This is a genomic window from Thermus amyloliquefaciens, assembly GCF_000744885.1.
In the GTDB taxonomy this organism is placed as follows: Bacteria; Deinococcota; Deinococci; order Deinococcales; family Thermaceae; genus Thermus; species Thermus amyloliquefaciens.
Genome location: NZ_JQMV01000003.1, coordinates 1609398 through 1627115, shown reverse-complemented (window position 1 = coordinate 1627115; position 17718 = coordinate 1609398). Strand labels below are relative to the sequence as shown.

Below are 17718 nucleotides of genomic sequence, written 5' to 3'. Positions count from 1 at the left end.
TGCTAACCCCCATGCGGCGGCTAGAGCCTAAGCCGGTGGCCAGGGTCTGGGGGGGGAGCGCCCTGGGCTTCGGTCCCGGGGTGGGGGAGGTGTGGCTGGCCGAGGCCCCCCTTTTGGTGAAGCTCCTGGACCCGGCCGATTGGCTTTCCGTGCAGGTCCACCCTCCCCACCCCTACGCCCAAAGGGTGGAGGGGAAGCCCGGGAAGTACGAGGCTTGGTACGTCCTTTCCCCGGGGGAGATCGTTTACGGCTTCGCCCGGCGGGTGAGCCGGGAGGAGGTGCGAAGGAGGGCGGAGGAGGGCACCCTGGATGCGGTCCTCAACCGCATGCGGGTGGTCCCGGGCCAGGTGGTCTACCTCCCTGCGGGGGTGGTGCACGCCCTGGGGCCGGGGACCCGGGTCTATGAGGTGCAGACCCCCTCGGACCTCACCTACCGCCTCTACGACTACGGACGCCCCCGGGAGCTCCACCTGGAGAAGGCGCTGGCGGTGGCCCTTTTCGAACCCACCCCCCTGCCCGCCTGGACCCCTGAGCCCGTGATGGGAGGGGAGCGCCTCCTCCGCACCCCCTACTTCGCCCTTTACCGCTTCCCCCTCCAGGGGCGGCTAAGGCTTCGGGCCCCGGCTCCCCTCCTTCTCACCCTCCTGGAGGGGGAGGCCCGGCTTTCGGGGGAAGGGCTTACCCCCCCTGCCACCTTCCTCCTGGAGCCGGGGGAGGAGGTCCGGTTGGAAGGGGAAGGGCTTCTTCTAGGGGCTAGCCCCGAAGGCGCCTGAGGAGGGCTTCCACCTCTGGGGAAGGGCTTTCCCCCAGCTCCTCCCTAAGCCGCTTCCGGTAGGCTTCCAGAAACCTTTCCGCCCGCGCCCGTTGGCCCCGGGCCAGGCAACGCTCCACCAGGGGCAGGAGGGCCTCCTCGTCCAGGGGGTCTAGCTCCAGGAGGCGTTCCAGGAGGTGGGGCTCCTGCCGCTTCAGGAAAAGGGCCCGCACCCGGTGGAAGACCTCTTCCCGCTTGCGGTCCAGGAGGGGGTGGTCCAGGCCGGGGAAGAGGGGTTCCTGGTAAAGGGCCAAGACCCGCTCCGCCTCCTCCTGCCTAAGGGCTTCCTCCAGGGCCAAGAGGTCCGCCTCCACCCGTTGCAGGCCCTCCTCTCCTAGGTAGGTGGGCACGCCCCAAGGCTCCAGGAGCTTGCGCAGGCGGGCGAGCCACACGTGGAGGTTGTTCAGGGCGGCCCCCTCGGGAAGGTCCGGCCAAAGGGCGAAGGCCACTTCCTCCCGGGGAAGGCCAAGGAGCAGGAGGGCAAAGACCTCCTGGGCTTTGCCCCTTAGCTCCACAGGGCCCAGGGGGGTTTCCACTTGGAAGCGACCCAGGACCCAAACCCTTAAGGGGGGGATCTCGGCGTGCCGTAGGGCGATGGCCTCCTTCCAGCCGAGACGCAGCACCTCCAGGAGGGGGTAGGCTTGGGAAAGCTCGGGCCGCTTGCGGGGGAGGCTTTCCAGGGGAAGGAGGCCGGGGAGGATGCCCTCCTCGAGGTCCGTTAGGCCGAGGAGGGCCTCTAGATCCTCCTCTTCCCGCAGGAGGCGGTAGCGGGCGGCGTGCCAGAGAAGCCTTTCCTCCCGGCCTTCCGGATAGGGAGGGAGGAGGCCGGGATCCCCTTGCAGGAGGGCCCGGGTGAGGCTTGGGAAAAAGCCAAAGAGCCCCTCCAGCAGCCCCGGGTCCCGCCTCAGCTCCGCCAGAAGGGCCCGCCCCCTTTCCACCAGGTAGGGGGCTTCCCAAAGCTCCGCCTGGGCCACCAGGCGGGCGAGGGTTTCGGCATCCCCTTCCAGGTGGGCGAGGAGCATCCTGGCCTCCAGGGAGGCCAGGGGGTGGCCGGGGGTCTGGATGGCCCTTTCCAGGTAGGCGCGGGCCTTTTCCCTTTGCCCCAGGAGCAGGTGGTACCGGCCCAGGTCCCTGAGGTGGCCAGGGAGGTTTTGGGACATGTGCTCCGCCAGGGACCTTACGGCCTCCTCTAGGGCCTGGATCCTTTCCCTGAGGCTTCCCCTAAGCTCGAAGCGCAGCAGGGAGAGGTTGAAGAGGGGGGCGAGGCGGTAAGGGCTTTCGGGGGGTAGGTGCCGGAGGGCTTCCTCCAGGAGATGGGCGGCCTCCTCCGGCTTGCCCTCGGCGAAGGGAACCCGGGCCGCGTCGTTCAGGAAGCGGCCGGCCAGCTCCGGCCTCACCCTTGGGACCAGTTCCAGACCCCTTTCCAGGTAAACGCGGGCCCGGGCCAGGTCTTTTTCCCAAAGGACATCGGAGAGGTAGTAGGCCAGGTGCCCTAAGGCGATGAGGGCCAGGGAGGGGTCCTCATCCGGGGATTCCGCCAGCGCTTCCAGAAGGGGTATCCCTTCCCTCCTCCCGCACTGGGCCAGGGCCTCCCCCAGGCGCAGATGGGCCCTGGGCCCTCCGCGGCGCAGGAGGTCCTGCCACGCCAAGAGCCTTTCCGCGGGAATGGGGAGGTCGCTGGGGCGTTCCAGGAGGTCCAGGAGTTCCCCCTCCAGGCCCGCTTCCCAGTAGGCCTCCGCCAGGAGGGCGGGGGGGAGGCGTGAGGCGTTTTGGCGAACCGCCTCCTGCACCTCTGGCCGCAGGCTACGCTTGGCCATCTCCTTGAGGAGGGGGTGAAGGGCGTAGCCCTCGGGCAGGAGCCTTAGGAGGCCCTTGTGGAAGAGGCTTGCCGTTTCCGGGCGGGCGTGGGAGGGGGGCAGGTGGGGCAGGGCGGCCAGCAGGAGACCCTCTTGGAACTCCTCCGGGGAGAGGCTCTCCCTAAGCCCCTGGATAAGGGCCCAGGGCTCGGGGGGGCTTCCCGTGAAGGCGGAGAGGAAAAGGGGCAAGGGCCAGCCCCCCGTGGCCCGGTGGGCCTCCTCATACCCCTCCCTGCCGGCGAAGAGGAGCCTGGCCTCCTCGAGGGTAAAGGCCAGATCCACCGCCTTCAGGTGCACCAGCCGGCCCTCGGCCAGGAGCTTGGGGATCTCCACATAGGGCAGGGGGTTGCGGCTTGCCAGGACCACCAGGGCGGGAAGGGTTCTCAGGAGGGGGGAAAGATCCTCCTGGCCCGAGAGGTCTTCCAGGACCACCAGGCTGGGCTCCTCCTTGAGGGCCTCCACCACCGCTCCCCAGGGCACCCCCTCGGGGAGGCCTAGGGCCTTGGCCAGAAGCTCTTTGGGCTCGCCCAGGAGGGCGCTGGCCCAGAGGGTGCGAAGGTGGAGCCGGCTGGCCAGCTGCCCCGCCAGGACGCTTTTGCCGAAGCCCGCGGGGGCCTCGAGGTACACCGCGAAGCCCGGTGCCTCGGGCAAGAGGTCCAAAAGCCGCCGCCTCTCCAGGTAAACCGGGCTTTGCCAGGCCAGGGCCATGCTTCGCTCCCATTTTAAGGGCCGGGGCATGGGGGCGTGGCAAGATATGGGCATTGCCCTTGACCAAAGCCTTTAGGGCCAAGGAGACTAGGGACCATGGACCGCACCTTCCTGGACCTATCCCCCTGCGGCCCCCTGCGGGGCGCCTTGCGGGTGCCGGGGGACAAGTCCGTGACCCACCGGGGGCTCATGCTCCTGGCCCTGAGCCAGGGGGAGGGCAGGCTTTACCATCCCCTCAAGGCCGGGGACACCCTTTCCACCGCCCGGGTTCTGAGGGCCTTGGGGGCGGAGATCCTCGAGGAGGGCCCCCACTTCCGGGTGCGGGGCCAGGGGCTACGCCTGAGGGAACCCGAGGACGTGCTGGACTGCGGCAACGCGGGAACCCTCATGCGCCTCCTCCTGGGCATCCTGGCGGGGCAGGAGGGGCTTTTTGCCGTGCTCACCGGGGACGCTTCCCTGAGGCGCCGCCCCATGGGCCGGGTGGCGGAGCCCCTCCGGGCCATGGGGGCCGTCATAGACGGAAGGGATGGGGGGAGGAGGGCTCCCTTGGCGGTGCGGGGTGGGAGGTTGCAGGGGATTGCCTACACCCTTCCCGTGCCCAGCGCCCAGGTGAAAAGCGCCCTTCTCCTGGCCGGGCTTTTCGCCGAAGGGGTCACGGAGGTGGTGGAGCCCGTGCCCACCCGGGACCACACGGAAAGGCTTTTCCGCCACTTCGGCCTGCCCTTGGCCGTGGAGGAAGGCCGCATCCGCACCTGGAAGACCGGGCCCTTCCCCGCCCGCGACCTCACCGTGCCCGGGGACTTCTCCTCCGCGGCCTTCTTCCTGGTGGCGGCTTTGGTCACCCCGGGCTCCGAGGTGGTGGTGGAGGGCGTGGGCCTAAACCCCACCCGCACCGGCCTCCTCACGGTGCTTCAGGGGATGGGGGCGGATTTGGAATGGCGGGTGCTGGAGGGAGAAGAGGGGGAGCCCGTGGGCTGGATACGGGCGCGGTACAGCCCCCTCAAGGGGGTTTCCGTGGACCCCGGCCTCATCCCCCTCATGGTGGACGAGGTGCCCGCCTTGGCCGCCGCGGCCGCTTGGGCGGAAGGGGAGACCTATATCCCGGGCCTCGCCGAGCTCCGGGTGAAGGAGTCGGACCGGGTGAGGGCCATTGCCCACAACCTCCGGGCCCTGGGGGTGGCGGTGGAGGAGGGGCCGGACTGGCTCCGCATTGAAGGCGGTGGGGTGCGCCCAGGGGAGGTGGAGCCCTTCCACGACCACCGCATCGCCATGGCCTTTGCCGTGGCGGGCCTTCCCGTGGGGGTCAGGGTGTGGGAGCCGGAGTGGGCGGAGATCTCCTACCCCGGCTTCTTCCAAGACCTGAAGGGGCTATGCGCGGCATCGTGACCATCGACGGGCCCTCGGCCTCGGGGAAGAGCTCCGTGGCCCGGCGGGTGGCCCTGGCCCTGGGGGTGCCCTACCTCAGTAGCGGCCTCCTCTACCGGGCGGCGGCCCTTTTGGCCCTCCGGGCGGGGGTGGACCCGGGGGACGAAAAGGGGCTTTTGGCCCTTTTGGAAACCTTTCGCGTGCGCCTCCTGCCCAAGCCGGAGGGGAACCGGGTGGTGGCGGAGGGGGCTTCGGGGCAGGAGGACCTGACCCCTCACCTCCACACGCCGGAGGTGGACCGGGTGGTTTCCCTGGTGGCCCGCCATCCCGGGGTGCGCGCTTGGGTGAACGCTCGGCTTAAGGAGGTGCCCCCGCCCTTCGTGGCCGAGGGGCGGGACATGGGGACGGCGGTCTTTCCGGAGGCGCCCCACAAGTTCTACCTCACCGCCAGCCCGGAGGTGCGGGCCAGAAGGCGTACCCTGGAGCGCCCCCAGGATTACGGGGAGGTGCTCCGGGAGCTGATCCGGCGGGACGAGCTGGACCGGGCCCAAAGCGCCCCCGCTCCCGAGGCCATCGTGATCGATACCAGCGGGATGGCCCTCGAGGAGGTGGTGGCCCGGGTGCTCTCCCACCTTCAGGATTGACCATGGTGCCGGGAGCCAAGGAGCGGCCTGTCCAGGAGTTCCTGAACCTGCTCCTCTACCGCCCCTTGGCCCATCTGGTGGTTCTCCTCCTTTTCCGCACCCCCATCCGCCCCCACCACCTGGTCCTCTTCCACACCGGTTTGGTCCTCCTCGCCGCCGGGCTTCTCCTCCTGGGCCAAGACCTTTTCGCCGCCCTTCTCCTCCAGCTCAAGACCGTTTTGGACAACGCCGACGGGCAGCTGGCCCGCCTGCGGGGGGAGGTTTCCGAGATGGGCCGCTACCTGGACACGGAGCTGGACCTCTTGGGGAACCTTGCCCTTTTCCTGGCCCTGGGGGCGCGCACGGGGACCTGGGGCTTGGCCCTTTTGGCCTTTTTGGTCTTTACCCTGGTCCAGTCCTACGACTTCAACCTGGAAAGGCTTTATAAGGAGGCCCGGGGGCTACCCCTGGGGGCGGAGCGGCGCGACCCCGAGGGGCCGCTGCTCCGCCTCTTACGGGGGGTCTACCGCCTCTTCTTCTGGCCTCAGGATTGGGGGATCACCGCCTGGGAGCGCCGCCTCCAGGCCCGCCTGCGCCTGGACCCCCAGCGCTTCTGGGACGAGGCCGCCGTGGCCGGGGTGGTGAACCTGGGGCTTTCCACCCAGCTCTTCTTCCTGGGGGTCTTCCTCCTCTTCCATCAGCCTGGGGCCTACCTCACCTTCGTCCTCCTCCATGGCCTGTATCTTGGCCTTTGGTACGTATGGAGGATCATCCGCGCTATCCCATCCCCACGGTAGGGGCCCTGGTGGAGCAAGAGGGCCGGGTGCTCCTGGTGCGCACCGATAAGTGGCGGGGCGCATGGGGGGTTCCCGGGGGAAAGGTGGAATGGGGGGAGAGCCTCGAGGGGGCCTTAAGGCGGGAGTTCTGGGAGGAGGTGGGGCTTGCCCTCAAGGAGGTGCGCTTCGCCCTGGTGCAGGAGGCCATCTTTAGCCCGGAGTTTCACAAGCCCACCCACATGCTCCTCTTTAACTACTTCGCCCTAGGGGAAGGGGAGGTGCGGCCCGGTGAGGAGATTCTGGAGTGGGCCTGGTTGCCTCCGGAGGAGGCCTTGGCCTATCCGGTGAACAGCTTCACCCGGGCCCTGCTTAGGGCCTACCTGGGGATAAAGGGGGAGGGATGAGGACCGCCTTGGTTACGGGGAGCGCCAAGGGCATCGGCCGGGCCATCCTCCTGGCCCTGGCCAGGGAGGGCTTCCATGTGGCGGTGCACTACCGCACCTCCGAAGGGCTGGCGGAGGCCACCCGCCAGGAGGCCGAGGCCCTTGGGGTGAAGGCCATCAAGGTGCGGGCCGACCTCACCCGGGAGGAGGAGGTGGCCTCCTTGGTGGAGGAGGTGGGCTACCACCTGGGGGGGGTTGGCGTTTTGGTGAACAACGTGGGGGACTACCTCTACAAGCCCATAGAGGAGGTCTCCTTGGAGGAGTGGCGCTGGATCCTGGACTCCAACCTCACCAGCACCTTCCTCCTCACCCAGAAGGTGCTTCCCCTCATGGTGGCCCAAGGGTACGGGCGCATCGTGAACCTGGGCTATGCCGGGGCGGGGAACCTCCTGGCCCGGCCCCACATCACCCCCTACGCCATCGCCAAGACGGGGGTGATCCTCTACACCAAGGCCATCGCCAAGCGCTTCGCGGGGGCAGGGATCACCGCCAACGTGGTGGCCCCGGGGGTGGCGGAGAACTCCATATCCAAGCCCCTCCAGGAGATCCCCATGGCCCGGCTGGCCCTCCTGGAGGAGATCGCCCGGGCGGTGCTCTTTTTCGTGCGGGAGCCCTACCTCACCGGGCAGGTCCTGGAGGTGGCGGGGGGGTGGAACCTCTAGGGCTACCCCAACCCAGCAAAGGCCGGGGAAGGGAACCCTGAAGAACCCCTCTTCCGGCCTAACCTGCCTTTTGCACATCATGTTGTGCTAACCATGAGGCCATGGGCCGGAACCTCACCCTAAGGCTTTCCCCAGAGCTGGTGCGCCGGGCCCGGGCCTTGGCCCTCAAGCGGGGCTTGAGCCTAAACGCCTGGGTAGCGGAGCTTTTGGAGAAGGAGGTGGAGCGGGAGGAGGGCCTGGAAGAGGCCTTTAGCCGGCAACTCTCCTGGATGCGTCAGGGGATCCTGGATACCGGGGGTGTGCCCTTGCCCTCCCGGGAGGAGGTCCATGATAGAGCCCCCTGAGTTTGTGGATACCCACGTTTTGGTCTACGCCTACGACCGTTCCTCCCCGGCCAAACGGGAGCGAGCCGTGGCGCTTCTGGAGCGCCTTATGGTGGAAAGGCGCTTGGCGTTATCCCTTCAAGTGCTTCAGGAGTTTTACGTGGTCACCACCCGGAAGCTCCAAGCCCCCCCTTTCCCCGGAGGTGGCCCGCCAGGTCTTGACCGACCTCGGTAAGGCTTGGGTGCACGTGGGGGACATCCTTAAGGCCACCCACTTGGCAGAGCGCCACCGGATCTCCTTCTGGGATGCCCTCATCCTGCAAAGCGCCCGGGCCCTGAAGGCCCGGGTGGTGTGGAGCGAGGACCTCCACCCTGGGGCCTATGGGGGCCTCGAGGTGAGAAACCCCTTTGCGTGATAGGTTATAGCCTATGGACGCAAACGCCCCCGACCCCAAGTACTGGGAGAAGATGCGCCTGGTGGCCGAGGTGCTGAAGACGGTGGAGGGCCCCATCTACATCGCCACCCACGTGGACCCCGATGGGGACGCCATCGGTAGCTCCCTGGGCCTGTACCGGGCCCTGAAGGCCCTGGGCAAGGAGGCCTACTGGGTGGCCGAGCCTCCCCGCTTCCTGCGCTTTTTGCCCAAGGAGGAGGAGTACTCGGACCCCGTGGAAAAGCTTCCCGTGGGGGCTACCCTGGTGGCCCTGGACAGCGCCGAGCCTTCCCGGGTGGTGGGGGTGCCGGTGGAGGGGTTTGTCATCAACATTGACCACCACGGCACCAACCCCCGCTTTGGCCACATCGCCGTGGTGGACCCCTCCAAGGCGGCCACCGCCCAGATGGTGAAGGACCTCATCGACCTCCTGGGGGTGGCCTGGACGGCGGAGATCGCCACCCCCGTGCTCACGGGCATCGTCACGGACACCGGCAACTTCCGCTTCGCCAACACCAGCCCCGAGGTGCTTAGGGTGGCGGCGGAGCTTTTGGGCTACGGGGTGAAGCTCGCCGAGCTCACCGACCGCCTCCAGTTCCGCCCCCCCTCCTACTTCCGCCTCATGGGGCAGGTGCTTTCCACCGTGGCCTTCCACTTCGGCGGGCTTCTCGTCACCGCCCACCTCCCCGAGGAGGCTAAGCGGGAAGAGGAGGACTCCGACGACTTCGTGGGCCTCATCCGCTACGTGGAGGGAAGCGTGGTTTCCGTGTTCCTGCGCAGGCGGGAGGAGGGGGTGAAGGTCTCCATCCGCTCCCGGGGCGGGGTTTCCGCCCAAAACATCGCCTTAAGGCTTGGGGGAGGGGGGCATGTGCCCGCCGCGGGGGCCACCCTGAAGGGGGTGGACCTGGACCGGGCCTACGAGCTGGTCCTCGAGGCGGTGGCGGAGGAGCTCAAGCGGGCGGGCTACCTCTAGGGGGTTGCCGAAAAACGGGGGGCATTGCCCCCCAGGGGTTCCGGACGCCTCCACCCGGAGGCGGTGCCGTCTTTTCAAGCCCCGTACTTCAAGAGCCTCCCCGCGTGGGCCAGGAGGAGGGGCATGAGCTCCACCCCCCTCAGGTGCCCCAGGCTTCCCTTGGCGGCCTCGCTTTCCGTGAAGCGTTGGGCGGCATCCCCTCGCAGGTAGGGGGCCTTGAGGAGGAGGGGCACGGGGTGCCAGGAGTGGGCCTTGAGGAGGGCGGGGGTGGAATGGTCCCCGGTGATGGCCAGGACGTCGGGGCCCAGGGCCAGGATCTCCGGAAGAAGGGCGTCAAAGCGCTCAATCTCCCCCACCTTGCCAAGGAAGTCCCCGTCCTCCCCCTTGGCGTCGGTCTTCTTGAAGTGGAGGTAGAAGAAGTCGTACCGCTCCCAGTGTTCCCGCAGGGCCTTTAGTTTTCCCTCGTGGGCGTCCCCTTCCCCCTCCACCGGCAGGACCTCCATCCCCACCAGGCTGGCCAGGCCCTTGTACATGGGGTAGCTGGCGATGGCCGCCGCCTTTAACCCGTAGACCCCTTCCATCTTGGGGAAGGCGGGCTTGCGGGAGGCCCCGCGGAAGAGGGCCCCGTTCAGCTTGGGCTCATCCCGCAGGGCTTCGCGGATGCGCTCCGAGAGCTCGTTCACCACCCGGGCGGTCTTGGCCGAGGCCGGGTCTAGGGCCTGGGCCTTCAGGGGGGGCAGGCCCGGCTTCTGGGGGTCGGTGTCCGTCACCCCGTCCCCCAGCCCCTCACCCCGGAGGACCACCAGGAAGCGGTGCTCGCTTTCCGTATGGAAACGCACCTCCACGTCCTCTATGCGGGGGATGGCCTCCTGGAGCCGGGCCACCACCCGCCGGTTTTCCTCGGTGCTGGGCCGGCCCGCCCGGCGGTCCAAGACCAGGCCTTCCGGGCTCAAGGTGGCGAAGTTTCCCCTAAGGGCCACGTCCCCATCCCGGAAGTCCACGCCCAGGCCCAGGGCGCTCAGGGCCCCCCGGCCCACCAGGTAGCGGAAGGGGTCGTAGCCGAAGAGGGCCAGGTGGCCGGGGCCGCTTCCGGGGGCGAGGCCGGGGTAGACGGGGGTGAGGAGGCCCAGGGCGCTCTCCGCCGCCAGCCGGTCTAGGTTGGGGGTCCTGGCGGCCTCCAGCTCCGTGGGCCCCCCGGGCTCCAGGGGGAGGCCCCCTACGCCATCCAGGACCACCAGGAGGATTTTGCTTTCGGCCTTTTGCTGAAGCTCTTTGATGACGGCAAAAAGGTCCATGCCGCCATTTTATGGGCAAAAGGCCCCCGGTTCCTCTGCGAAAAGTCCCAGGGCCAGCGCAGCCAATAGGGCGTACCCAATCTTCCGCATAACCACCTCCGGGTTGATGCCTTCCGATTTTACCCCCGAAGGCCCTTCCTGCAAGTATGATGGGCGGGTATGGCGAAGGAGAAGGGCCTAACGCCGCAGAGCCAGGACTTCAGCGAGTGGTACCTCGAGGTCATCCAGAAGGCGGAGCTCGCCGACTACGGGCCCGTGCGGGGCACCATCGTGGTGCGGCCTTACGGCTACGCCCTTTGGGAAAACATCCAGGGGGTTTTGGACCGGATGTTCAAGGAGACCGGCCACCAAAACGCCTACTTCCCCCTCTTCATCCCCATGAGCTTCCTGAAGAAGGAGGCGGAGCACGTGGAGGGCTTTTCCCCGGAGCTGGCCGTGGTCACCCACGCCGGGGGCGAGGAGCTGGAGGAGCCCTTGGCGGTGCGCCCCACCTCGGAAACGGTGATCGGGTACATGTGGTCCAAGTGGATCAAGAGCTACCGGGACCTGCCCCAGCTCCTGAACCAGTGGGGGAACGTGGTGCGCTGGGAGCTTCGCACCCGGCCTTTCCTGCGCACCAGCGAGTTCCTCTGGCAGGAGGGGCACACCGCCCACGCCACCCGGGAGGAGGCGGAGGAGGAGGTGCGCCGGATGCTTGGCATCTACGCCAAGCTGGCCCGGGAGTACGCGGCCATCCCCGTGGTGGAGGGGATGAAGACGGAGAAGGAGAAGTTCGCCGGGGCCGTCTACACCACCACCATTGAGGCCCTGATGCGGGACGGCAGGGCCCTGCAGTCGGGCACCAGCCACTACCTGGGGGAGAACTTCGCCCGGGCCTTTGACATCAAGTTCCAGGACAAGGACCTCCAGGTGAAGTACGTGCACACCACCAGCTGGGGGCTTTCCTGGCGCTTCATCGGGGCCATCGTCATGACCCACGGGGACGACCAGGGCCTCATCCTGCCCCCCCGCCTGGCCCCCATCCAGGTGGTGATCGTGCCCATCTACCGGGAGGAAAGCCGGGAGAGGGTTTTGGAGGCAGCCTTTGACCTGAAAAGGCGCCTTCTCCAGGCGGGCCTCCGCGTCCATTTGGACGACCGGGACCAGTACACCCCGGGCTACAAGTTCCACGAGTGGGAGCTCAAGGGGGTGCCCTTCCGCATTGAGCTTGGCCCCAAGGACCTCGAGGCGGGCGAGGCCGTGCTCGCAAGCCGCCTAGGGGGAAAGGAGCGCCTGGCCCTGGACGCCTTCCCCGTGGCGCTGCCCGGGAAGCTGGATGCCTTCCACCAGGCCCTTTACCAGCGGGCCCTGGATTTCCGGGAGGCCCACACCCGCAAGGTGGACACCTACGAGGCCTTCAAGGAGGCGGTGGGGGAGGGGTTCGCCCTGGCCTTCCACTGCGGGGACCGGGCCTGCGAAAAGGCCATCCAGGAGGAGACCACCGCCACCACCCGCTGCGTGCCCTTTGAGGGGGAGCCAGAGGAGGGCTTCTGCGTGCGCTGCGGCCGGCCTTCCGCCTACGGCAAGCGGGTGGTCTTCGCCAAGGCGTACTAAGCTTCTCGGCGCCTTCTCCCCTCTCGCCAGTCCCGGACGGGCGGGGTGGGGGATTGCGCCTTCTTGAAAGCTTCCTGACAGGAAGGGGGGGGCGTGGTAACCTCACCCTTGAGGGGGTTGAGCCATGCGCAAATTCCTCTTGGTGCTGATGGCCTTTGGGCTTTTGGCCTATGCCCCGTTGGGCGCTAGGGCGCAGGGGCACATCCTGGCCCTGGGAGTACGGGGTGAAGTTCAAACAGTTGAGTGGGCTACTTCCTTGCTTGAATCTCCTTCGCTTTTTTCGGATGAGGAGCTAGCTCTTTACGAGGGAGAGGGAGTTATCGCGGGGGTTATTGGTGGTCTTTCAGGGGCGATTAGTGCTGCTTTAGCGTATACGGTAGATGCAGCCATAGGTTGCAATACCGGGCGTTGCGATGCGAATGCTCGTGACTTTGCGGCGAACGTTGGTAAAGGTTTTGTTTATGGATTTGTGTTTGGACTCTTAACTTCGCCTTGGTGAGGTATGGCGATGATGTGGAAACTTAGGCCTTGGCAATCCTTTCTTCTTGTGGCTTTAGCTTTCTTTGGACTCATTAACCTGTTTACGTTGGTGCTCGACAAAAGAGTAGAGGCTAGAGAAGCTCCTGGGCTACTGTTGCAGGCCTTTTTCTTCAGTTTCCTGTATCATGCCACACTCTCTTGGGTGAAAAAGGTTGGCGAATGGCGTGCTTTGGGCGTTCTTTCCTTGGTCGCCTTAATTGTTGTGGGTTTATCATTTCTTGTTGTTCTTTTCTACTCCCGCGGATACTGAGCCTTAGCCTTTGATGATTTTCTTGTCAGATCGAACACCAGGCTGGTTCTACTCAGGATGGCTAGGGTGGAGCTAAGAGGTAACACAGGAAGGCGTAAGTCAAAAGATGGCTTGTGTCCCCGCGGCTCCTATATTGCATCTCATCCTCCCACTTCTCTTCTGGGTGTTTTTTGCCGAAGCAAGTGCCCTGTCTTCTTATCGCACCCTTCGCTACACCCACGTCGTCGGCCAGACGGACTGGTACACCTGCGGCGCGGCGGCGGTGGCCACGCTGCTCACCCACTACTATGACGACCCGGCCACGGAAGGCGAGGTCCTAAAGGTGGCCGTGCGTGAGACGGAGGCCTCGGGGAAGGACCCGCGGGAGGGGCTTACCGCCCTTTCCCTGAAGCGGTACCTGGAGGGGCGGGGGTACGAGGTGAGGGCCTACAGGGTGAACCTGGAGCAGCTCGCTGACTACTTCCGCTGGGGCGGGCTTCCGGTCATCGGTCACGTCACCAAGCCCCAGCTCCACTTCCTGGTGATCGCGGGTCTCGTGGACCCGCCCGGGGGCGGCCCTGCCCAGGTGCTCCTCGCCGACTCCTCGTGGGGCCGGCGCATCGTACCCATAGAGGCCCTAGTGACGGAGAAGGGCTTCTCCGGGGTCATCCTGCTGGCCCTTCCCCGGTCGGCGGCCCAGATGGGGCGGGTAAGGGCCAACCAGGAGGCGGAGCTCTCCTGGGCGCTTTCCCGGCTTCGCCGGCTGGAGGCCCTCGGGGGGAGGTGGCCTTGAGGCTTCTGCCCCTCTTCCTGGCCTTCGCCGCCTGGGCCCTGGCCCAGGTGGACCCCTTGCGCCCGGCGGAGGAGCCCCCCCTGGGCTACCGCCTCACCCTCTCCTACGCCCCCTCTGCCCTCCAAGGGGTGGGGGCGGACGAACGGGGTCCCTACGCTTTCCTGCGGGTGGGGCACGGATTGAGCCTGTCCTTGGGTCTCAGCTACCGGGTGGCTCCAGACCTCTTCCTGGAGGGCAGGCTGGGGGGCGGCTACACCCTCTTTGGGGAGAGGCGGGACTACGGGGAGGCAGGGGAAGTCCTCTGGCGAGGGGAGGGCAGGCCTTCCCTTGGGGTGGGGCTGGCCTACCGGTTTCCCGACCTCTGGGGCCGCCCCCGGGTGCGCCTGGGGCTGGGGTACCCCTGGGCCCTGGAAGGGGAGGCCAGTGGGAGCCTCCTCAGGGATCCGGTGGTGGCCACCTGGGCCCTGGGGGTCTCCTACCCCCGGGGCGGTGTGCCTCTCCTGGGGCTGGGCTTGGGCTTATCCCTGGTGGCCAACGAGGTGTGGAGCCTAGGGCTTGGGACCTCCCTCTCCCTGCCTCTGGGGCTGGAGCCCCCCGGGGGAGCCCTCCTCCTGCGGGCGGGGTACGCCCTGGACCCCGAAGGGAAGGGAGAGGTGGGGGTGCGGGTAAGGTACGGCGACGGGGGCTTTGCCCTAGGCCTGGAACTCACGGGCCCCCTCTAGCCTCAGCGGAATAGGGCTTCCTCCAGGGGGAGGCTCACCTGGGCTTCCAGGGTTTCTCCCCGGGAGAAGAGGACCCACCGGTCCCCCGTCCGGAGGTAGCCCTCCGACCTCACGGGATAGCCCGCGCTCCCCTCCTTCCGAAGGTCCCGGTAGAGGGTCAGGGTCTCCATCCCGAGCACGGGGGAGAAGTGCCCCTCCCCCACCACCTTCCCTTCCTGTACGTAGACCTCTCCCTCGTAGGGTTTAGCCTCCAGCACTCCCTTGGGGAGACAGGCGTGGGACCGGCGCGCCACCCGGTAGGCCTCCGCCTCGCTGCCATCGGGGAGGGTCACTTTCCCCAGGGAAGCCACCTCGTCATAACCGAAGGCGGCCCCGGTGAAGCCTGTCTGCCAGGCGAAGATGAGCTCCAGGAAGAGGCGGTCGTCCAGGGGGGTTTCCCTGCCGTCCGGGAGGCGGAGGAACTGGCGCTCCCGGGTGTAGACCAGGGTGGCGGGCGCCTTCTCGCCCTCGGGGGCGATCTCCAGGCGAAGGCGGCAACCGCCGAGGTCAAGGTAGGTCCGGATCCGCAAGACCTGCGTTTCCTGGCCCTCGGGGGTGAAGTAGACTACCCGGTCCAGGCCCTGGTAGGTCTTGCCCCTCCAGTCGCCGAAGGCGGCCTTGAGGGCGGATTCCACCGCTTCCTTGGGGGACTGGGTGAGGGCCAACGGGCTGAACAAGGCCAGAATCAGGGCAAGGGATCGTTTCATGGTATGAGCTTAACATTCCTTCGTGTGCTACCTCATAGCTCCACCCCGGCCATCTTCAGGAGCACCCGGCTACGGATGAGGTTGTGAACGAGCAGGATGAGGTTCACCCGGGCCACCAGACCCCAGTAGGACCGCGCTTCTATCCGATGAAGCCCCAAAGACCGGACCATCACGCTGAAGCGGGTCTCTATCCAGTTCCTGACCCTCCCCATCCACTCTCTCCACCCCGTCTCCACCACCTTCCCTCCCCTGACCCGATAGGGCGGGGTCTTGACCCCCTGGACCCAGCGGAAGCCCCGGTCCCCCAAGACCGCGGGCAGACCGTCCAGCAGGTCCCTCCCCCAGGTCTCCCGGGCGTTGCCGGGGAGAATGGCCCAACGAAAAAAGAGGCCCCGCTCGTTCATCACCGGCATGAGAACGTAGCCCGCGAAAGCCCCCAGGGGTCCCACCCCCACGGCGGCCTCAGGAAGAGAGAGGCCGTGAATCCGGTGGCCGTGAGCCAGGGGGATGGGTTTAAGGTCCACCACCTGCAGGAGGCCTTTTCCCCCGGAGAGCCTCATGGCCAGGTGAGCCAACAGCCCCTGGGCCTTCTGAAGGACCCGGTAGAAGCGAGAGCTGCTTCCCCGAAGGAGAACATCTTGGGGTGGGGGAGGGAGGGGAAGTAGGCCTTGAGGGTGGTCTTGGCGGCCAGGTAGCCTTTGGCGAGGTCCTGGCCCTGGAGGAGCAAAAAGATGGCGAGGGTCAGGAGCTCGGCCAGGGTGGCTTTCTGGTGCTTTTGCTTTGGGGGGAGCTTGAAGCCTTGGGCCTGCAGGGCCTTCAGTTCGTCATCTACCCAGATGTAGGTAGCCACCAGAAGGGTCTCTGCGTCAAGATAGTAGGTCAGCCAAAGGCTACGTTCTGGGGGTGCTCACGATCTTGCCGCATGGCACCCCCTCTTTTTTCACACCCCGAGGGTCTAGGTCAAGTAGCACACGAAGGCATTAAGTGGGGTACCATGGGGGCACGATGCGCGTCTTGGGGCGGAGGGTCTACTGGCGCTGGTACGGGGAGGTCCTCCTGGAGGGGGGCGTGACCTTGCGCATGACCGGGGACGTGGCCAAGTGGCTGAGGCCCGGGGATAGGGTGAGGCTTCGCACCGAGTTCAAGAAGCCCGTCCTCGGCTTTGACGAGTACGCCCTCGAGGGCGCCTTCCCCCTCTGGCCCCCCTTCGCCAAGACCCTGGAGCACGTGCGGGAAAGCCCCCTGGGGGGCGAGGCCTACCGCTACCGCCTGAGGGTGCGGGAGGCCACCTACGAGGGGGATTTTGAGGCCATCGCCGAGCTGGAGCAGTTCCACTACGCCTCGGAGAAGGAGGTGGTGGCCCTTTGGGTGTGCACCCAGTGCCACAAGACGCTGTTGGCCAACGCCAAGCCTCTTTGCGACTGCGGCGGGGAGGCGAGGCTTAAGGAGATCCGAGGGTCCACTCCGGCAAGCCGCTTTCTGGTTTTGGAGCTTGTGGAGCGGCTTCCCTTTGAGCCCAGGATCCTGGGTTATTTGCGTTTGGATCCCCCCATTCCCCGGATGCACCGCAGGATTCCCGGGGGCGTGGAGCGGAACATCCGGGAGCGCATCTTTCCTGAGGACTGGTTCCATCCCACCTTTGAGGGGGGCAGGGAATGGGAGAGCGCCTTGGACCGGGTGCGCACCGCTGCCAGCCGCATCGCCCGGGTGGTGGTGCACCCCGACTACCGCTCGGAGGGCCTGGGGGCTCTTTTGGTGGAGCTGGCCTTGGCCTGGGTGAAGGAACGGGCTGTTCCCGAGGGAAGGCGGGAGAAACACCTGGTGTACACCGTGGCCCAGATGGCCCGGTACCATCCCTTCTTTGAGAAGGCGGGTTTCCGCTACCTCTTTGACACCGCCTCGGGAAGGCCGGTGCTGGCCTATCCCCTTACGGAGGAGGCGGAGTATTACCTGGAGCGGTTTTTGAAGGAGGATCCTTACGCCAGGGCCCATGGGGGGAGGCTTTTCGTTTCCCGGTTTGGGAGGGTCCAGGGGCTTTCAGGGCCCATCCGCCTGGTGAGGGTGCGCAAGAGTTACCGGAGCCACCTGGAGCTTTCCGATCTTTCCCCCGAGGTGCAGGAGACCCTTGCGGCCTTCGGGGTTAGGGCCCGGGTGTTGGAGCGGGCGATTCTTAGGGAGGCGGACCTCGAGGTCCCTCCTGGCAGCGTGGTCGCCTTGGCTGGGGCCAGCGGGGCGGGAAAGACCACCCTCCTTCGCCTCCTCCTGGGGGAGCCCCCGGATGGGGGAGAGGTGGAGGTGCCCACCGCCAGGCGGGTGGCCCTGGGGCTTGGGAAACTGGTGCGTCAGGCGGGCGTCACCCTGGTGGTGGCCACCCATCGCCAAGAGGTGATCGCCTCCTTGGATCCCGACCTCCTGGTCTTCGTGGGGTACGGGGGGCTTATGGCCATACCTCGGAGAGATCCACAAACATGACCCTGCCGGGCTTTTTGGGTACGAAGAGGGGTTTTTCGTAACGGAAGGCGTTGCGCAAAACCCAGGCGTAAAGGGGCTCTTCCCCGGCATAGGCCCGCAGAAAGGCCTCCTCCGCCAGATGCTTTTCCGGATGGGCCAGGAGTTCCTCCACGGTGAAGGGGCCCTCCACGTCTAGGAGGTCCGCCTGGCCGATGAGATACCCGCCGGTGACGATCCCCAGGGGACCCCGGTGCCGGGTATAGCGTTTGCGGATCTCCCAGGTCTTTCTTCCGTCCACGATGAGGCTGGCATAGGGCTCCCGCACGATGAGGCCCAGCTTGGGCTTTTCCACGCCCTCATTGTAGAGTAGACCCC

At 66.9% G+C, this 17718-nt stretch carries 20 protein-coding genes and 1 pseudogene; 16 read left to right on the top strand and 5 right to left on the bottom strand.

What is annotated here, in order from left to right:
• The first annotated feature begins 11 nt into the window (after window positions 1-11).
• Window positions 12-773 (top strand): class I mannose-6-phosphate isomerase, encoded by a 762-nt coding sequence (locus tag BS74_RS08685; protein ID WP_038059094.1) that lies wholly within the window; start codon window positions 12-14, stop codon window positions 771-773.
• On the opposite strand, the gene BS74_RS08680 is transcribed toward BS74_RS08685, so the two are convergent.
• The gene (locus BS74_RS08680) at window positions 754-3375 is read right to left on the bottom strand and encodes a BTAD domain-containing putative transcriptional regulator (RefSeq protein WP_038059092.1); all 2622 of its coding nucleotides are present in this window, start codon (window positions 3373-3375) and stop codon (window positions 754-756) included. The two genes, BS74_RS08685 and BS74_RS08680, sit on opposite strands and share 20 nt — an antisense overlap.
• 96 nt (window positions 3376-3471) lie before the next feature.
• Here BS74_RS08680 and aroA point away from each other — a divergent pair, with 96 nt between their 5' ends.
• From aroA to BS74_RS08640, 9 genes are all read left to right on the top strand, one after another.
• Window positions 3472-4761, top strand: a complete 1290-nt coding sequence (gene aroA / locus BS74_RS08675; RefSeq protein WP_038057957.1) for a 3-phosphoshikimate 1-carboxyvinyltransferase — start codon at window positions 3472-3474, stop codon at window positions 4759-4761.
• The gene (cmk, locus tag BS74_RS08670) at window positions 4746-5384 is read left to right on the top strand and encodes a (d)CMP kinase (protein ID WP_038057954.1); all 639 of its coding nucleotides are present in this window, start codon (window positions 4746-4748) and stop codon (window positions 5382-5384) included. The genes aroA and cmk overlap by 16 nt, the downstream gene beginning before the upstream one ends.
• A 2-nt stretch (window positions 5385-5386) precedes the next feature.
• Window positions 5387-6160, top strand: a complete 774-nt coding sequence (locus tag BS74_RS08665) for a CDP-alcohol phosphatidyltransferase family protein (protein ID WP_038059090.1) — start codon at window positions 5387-5389, stop codon at window positions 6158-6160.
• The gene (locus BS74_RS08660; protein ID WP_038057944.1) at window positions 6124-6543 is read left to right on the top strand and encodes an NUDIX domain-containing protein; all 420 of its coding nucleotides are present in this window, start codon (window positions 6124-6126) and stop codon (window positions 6541-6543) included. Before BS74_RS08665 ends, BS74_RS08660 begins: the two co-directional genes overlap by 37 nt.
• Complete coding sequence (gene tmpR, locus BS74_RS08655) at window positions 6540-7244, top strand: bifunctional dihydropteridine reductase/dihydrofolate reductase TmpR (protein WP_038057940.1); 705 nt, start codon at window positions 6540-6542, stop codon at window positions 7242-7244. The genes BS74_RS08660 and tmpR overlap by 4 nt, the downstream gene beginning before the upstream one ends.
• Before the next feature lie 101 nt (window positions 7245-7345).
• Entirely contained in the window at window positions 7346-7588 is a 243-nt protein-coding gene (locus BS74_RS08650; RefSeq protein WP_038057938.1) for a toxin-antitoxin system HicB family antitoxin, read from the top strand.
• Entirely contained in the window at window positions 7572-7802 is a 231-nt protein-coding gene (locus tag BS74_RS12595; RefSeq protein WP_245606108.1) for a PIN domain-containing protein, read from the top strand. Before BS74_RS08650 ends, BS74_RS12595 begins: the two co-directional genes overlap by 17 nt.
• On the top strand, window positions 7786-7983 hold the full coding sequence (locus BS74_RS12590) for a PIN domain-containing protein (RefSeq protein ID WP_245606107.1): 198 nt from the start codon (window positions 7786-7788) through the stop codon (window positions 7981-7983). The genes BS74_RS12595 and BS74_RS12590 overlap by 17 nt, the downstream gene beginning before the upstream one ends.
• Before the next feature lie 13 nt (window positions 7984-7996).
• On the top strand, window positions 7997-8974 hold the full coding sequence (locus tag BS74_RS08640; RefSeq protein ID WP_038057935.1) for a DHH family phosphoesterase: 978 nt from the start codon (window positions 7997-7999) through the stop codon (window positions 8972-8974).
• 74 nt (window positions 8975-9048) lie between these two features.
• Here the strand turns inward: BS74_RS08640 and BS74_RS08635 are convergent, their stop codons facing one another.
• Window positions 9049-10269 (bottom strand): 2,3-bisphosphoglycerate-independent phosphoglycerate mutase, encoded by a 1221-nt coding sequence (locus BS74_RS08635; protein ID WP_038057932.1) that lies wholly within the window; start codon window positions 10267-10269, stop codon window positions 9049-9051.
• 159 nt (window positions 10270-10428) lie between these two features.
• On the opposite strand from BS74_RS08635, the gene proS reads away from it, so the two are divergent.
• From proS to BS74_RS08620, 5 genes are all read left to right on the top strand, one after another.
• A complete protein-coding gene (proS, locus tag BS74_RS08630; RefSeq protein ID WP_038057930.1) occupies window positions 10429-11862 on the top strand; it encodes a proline--tRNA ligase in 1434 nt (477 codons plus the stop codon).
• 124 nt (window positions 11863-11986) lie between these two features.
• Window positions 11987-12361: a hypothetical protein gene (locus BS74_RS11945; RefSeq protein WP_126177914.1), complete on the top strand. Its 375-nt coding sequence runs from the start codon at window positions 11987-11989 to the stop codon at window positions 12359-12361.
• Window positions 12362-12370: 9 nt separating this feature from the next.
• Window positions 12371-12652 (top strand): hypothetical protein, encoded by a 282-nt coding sequence (locus tag BS74_RS11940; RefSeq protein ID WP_219228117.1) that lies wholly within the window; start codon window positions 12371-12373, stop codon window positions 12650-12652.
• A 163-nt stretch (window positions 12653-12815) separates the two neighbouring features.
• Window positions 12816-13424 (top strand): C39 family peptidase, encoded by a 609-nt coding sequence (locus BS74_RS08625; RefSeq protein WP_245563302.1) that lies wholly within the window; start codon window positions 12816-12818, stop codon window positions 13422-13424.
• Complete coding sequence (locus tag BS74_RS08620) at window positions 13415-14146, top strand: hypothetical protein (protein ID WP_018111707.1); 732 nt, start codon at window positions 13415-13417, stop codon at window positions 14144-14146. The genes BS74_RS08625 and BS74_RS08620 overlap by 10 nt, the downstream gene beginning before the upstream one ends.
• A 2-nt stretch (window positions 14147-14148) precedes the next feature.
• Here the strand turns inward: BS74_RS08620 and BS74_RS08615 are convergent, their stop codons facing one another.
• Both BS74_RS08615 and BS74_RS13145 read right to left on the bottom strand, forming a co-directional pair.
• Window positions 14149-14892, bottom strand: a complete 744-nt coding sequence (locus BS74_RS08615; RefSeq protein ID WP_018111708.1) for a hypothetical protein — start codon at window positions 14890-14892, stop codon at window positions 14149-14151.
• Window positions 14893-14924: 32 nt separating this feature from the next.
• Window positions 14925-15816 (bottom strand): annotated as a pseudogene (locus BS74_RS13145) (transposase family protein).
• A gap of 81 nt (window positions 15817-15897) precedes the next feature.
• Between BS74_RS13145 and BS74_RS08605 the strand changes: the two are divergent.
• Complete coding sequence (locus BS74_RS08605) at window positions 15898-17364, top strand: GNAT family N-acetyltransferase (RefSeq protein WP_038057927.1); 1467 nt, start codon at window positions 15898-15900, stop codon at window positions 17362-17364.
• Here the strand turns inward: BS74_RS08605 and BS74_RS08600 are convergent.
• Window positions 17330-17695 carry an ASCH domain-containing protein gene (locus BS74_RS08600; RefSeq protein ID WP_038057925.1) on the bottom strand — a complete coding sequence of 122 codons (366 nt, stop codon included), beginning with the start codon at window positions 17693-17695 and terminating at the stop codon, window positions 17330-17332. The two genes, BS74_RS08605 and BS74_RS08600, sit on opposite strands and share 35 nt — an antisense overlap.
• Window positions 17696-17718 lie beyond the last annotated feature (23 nt).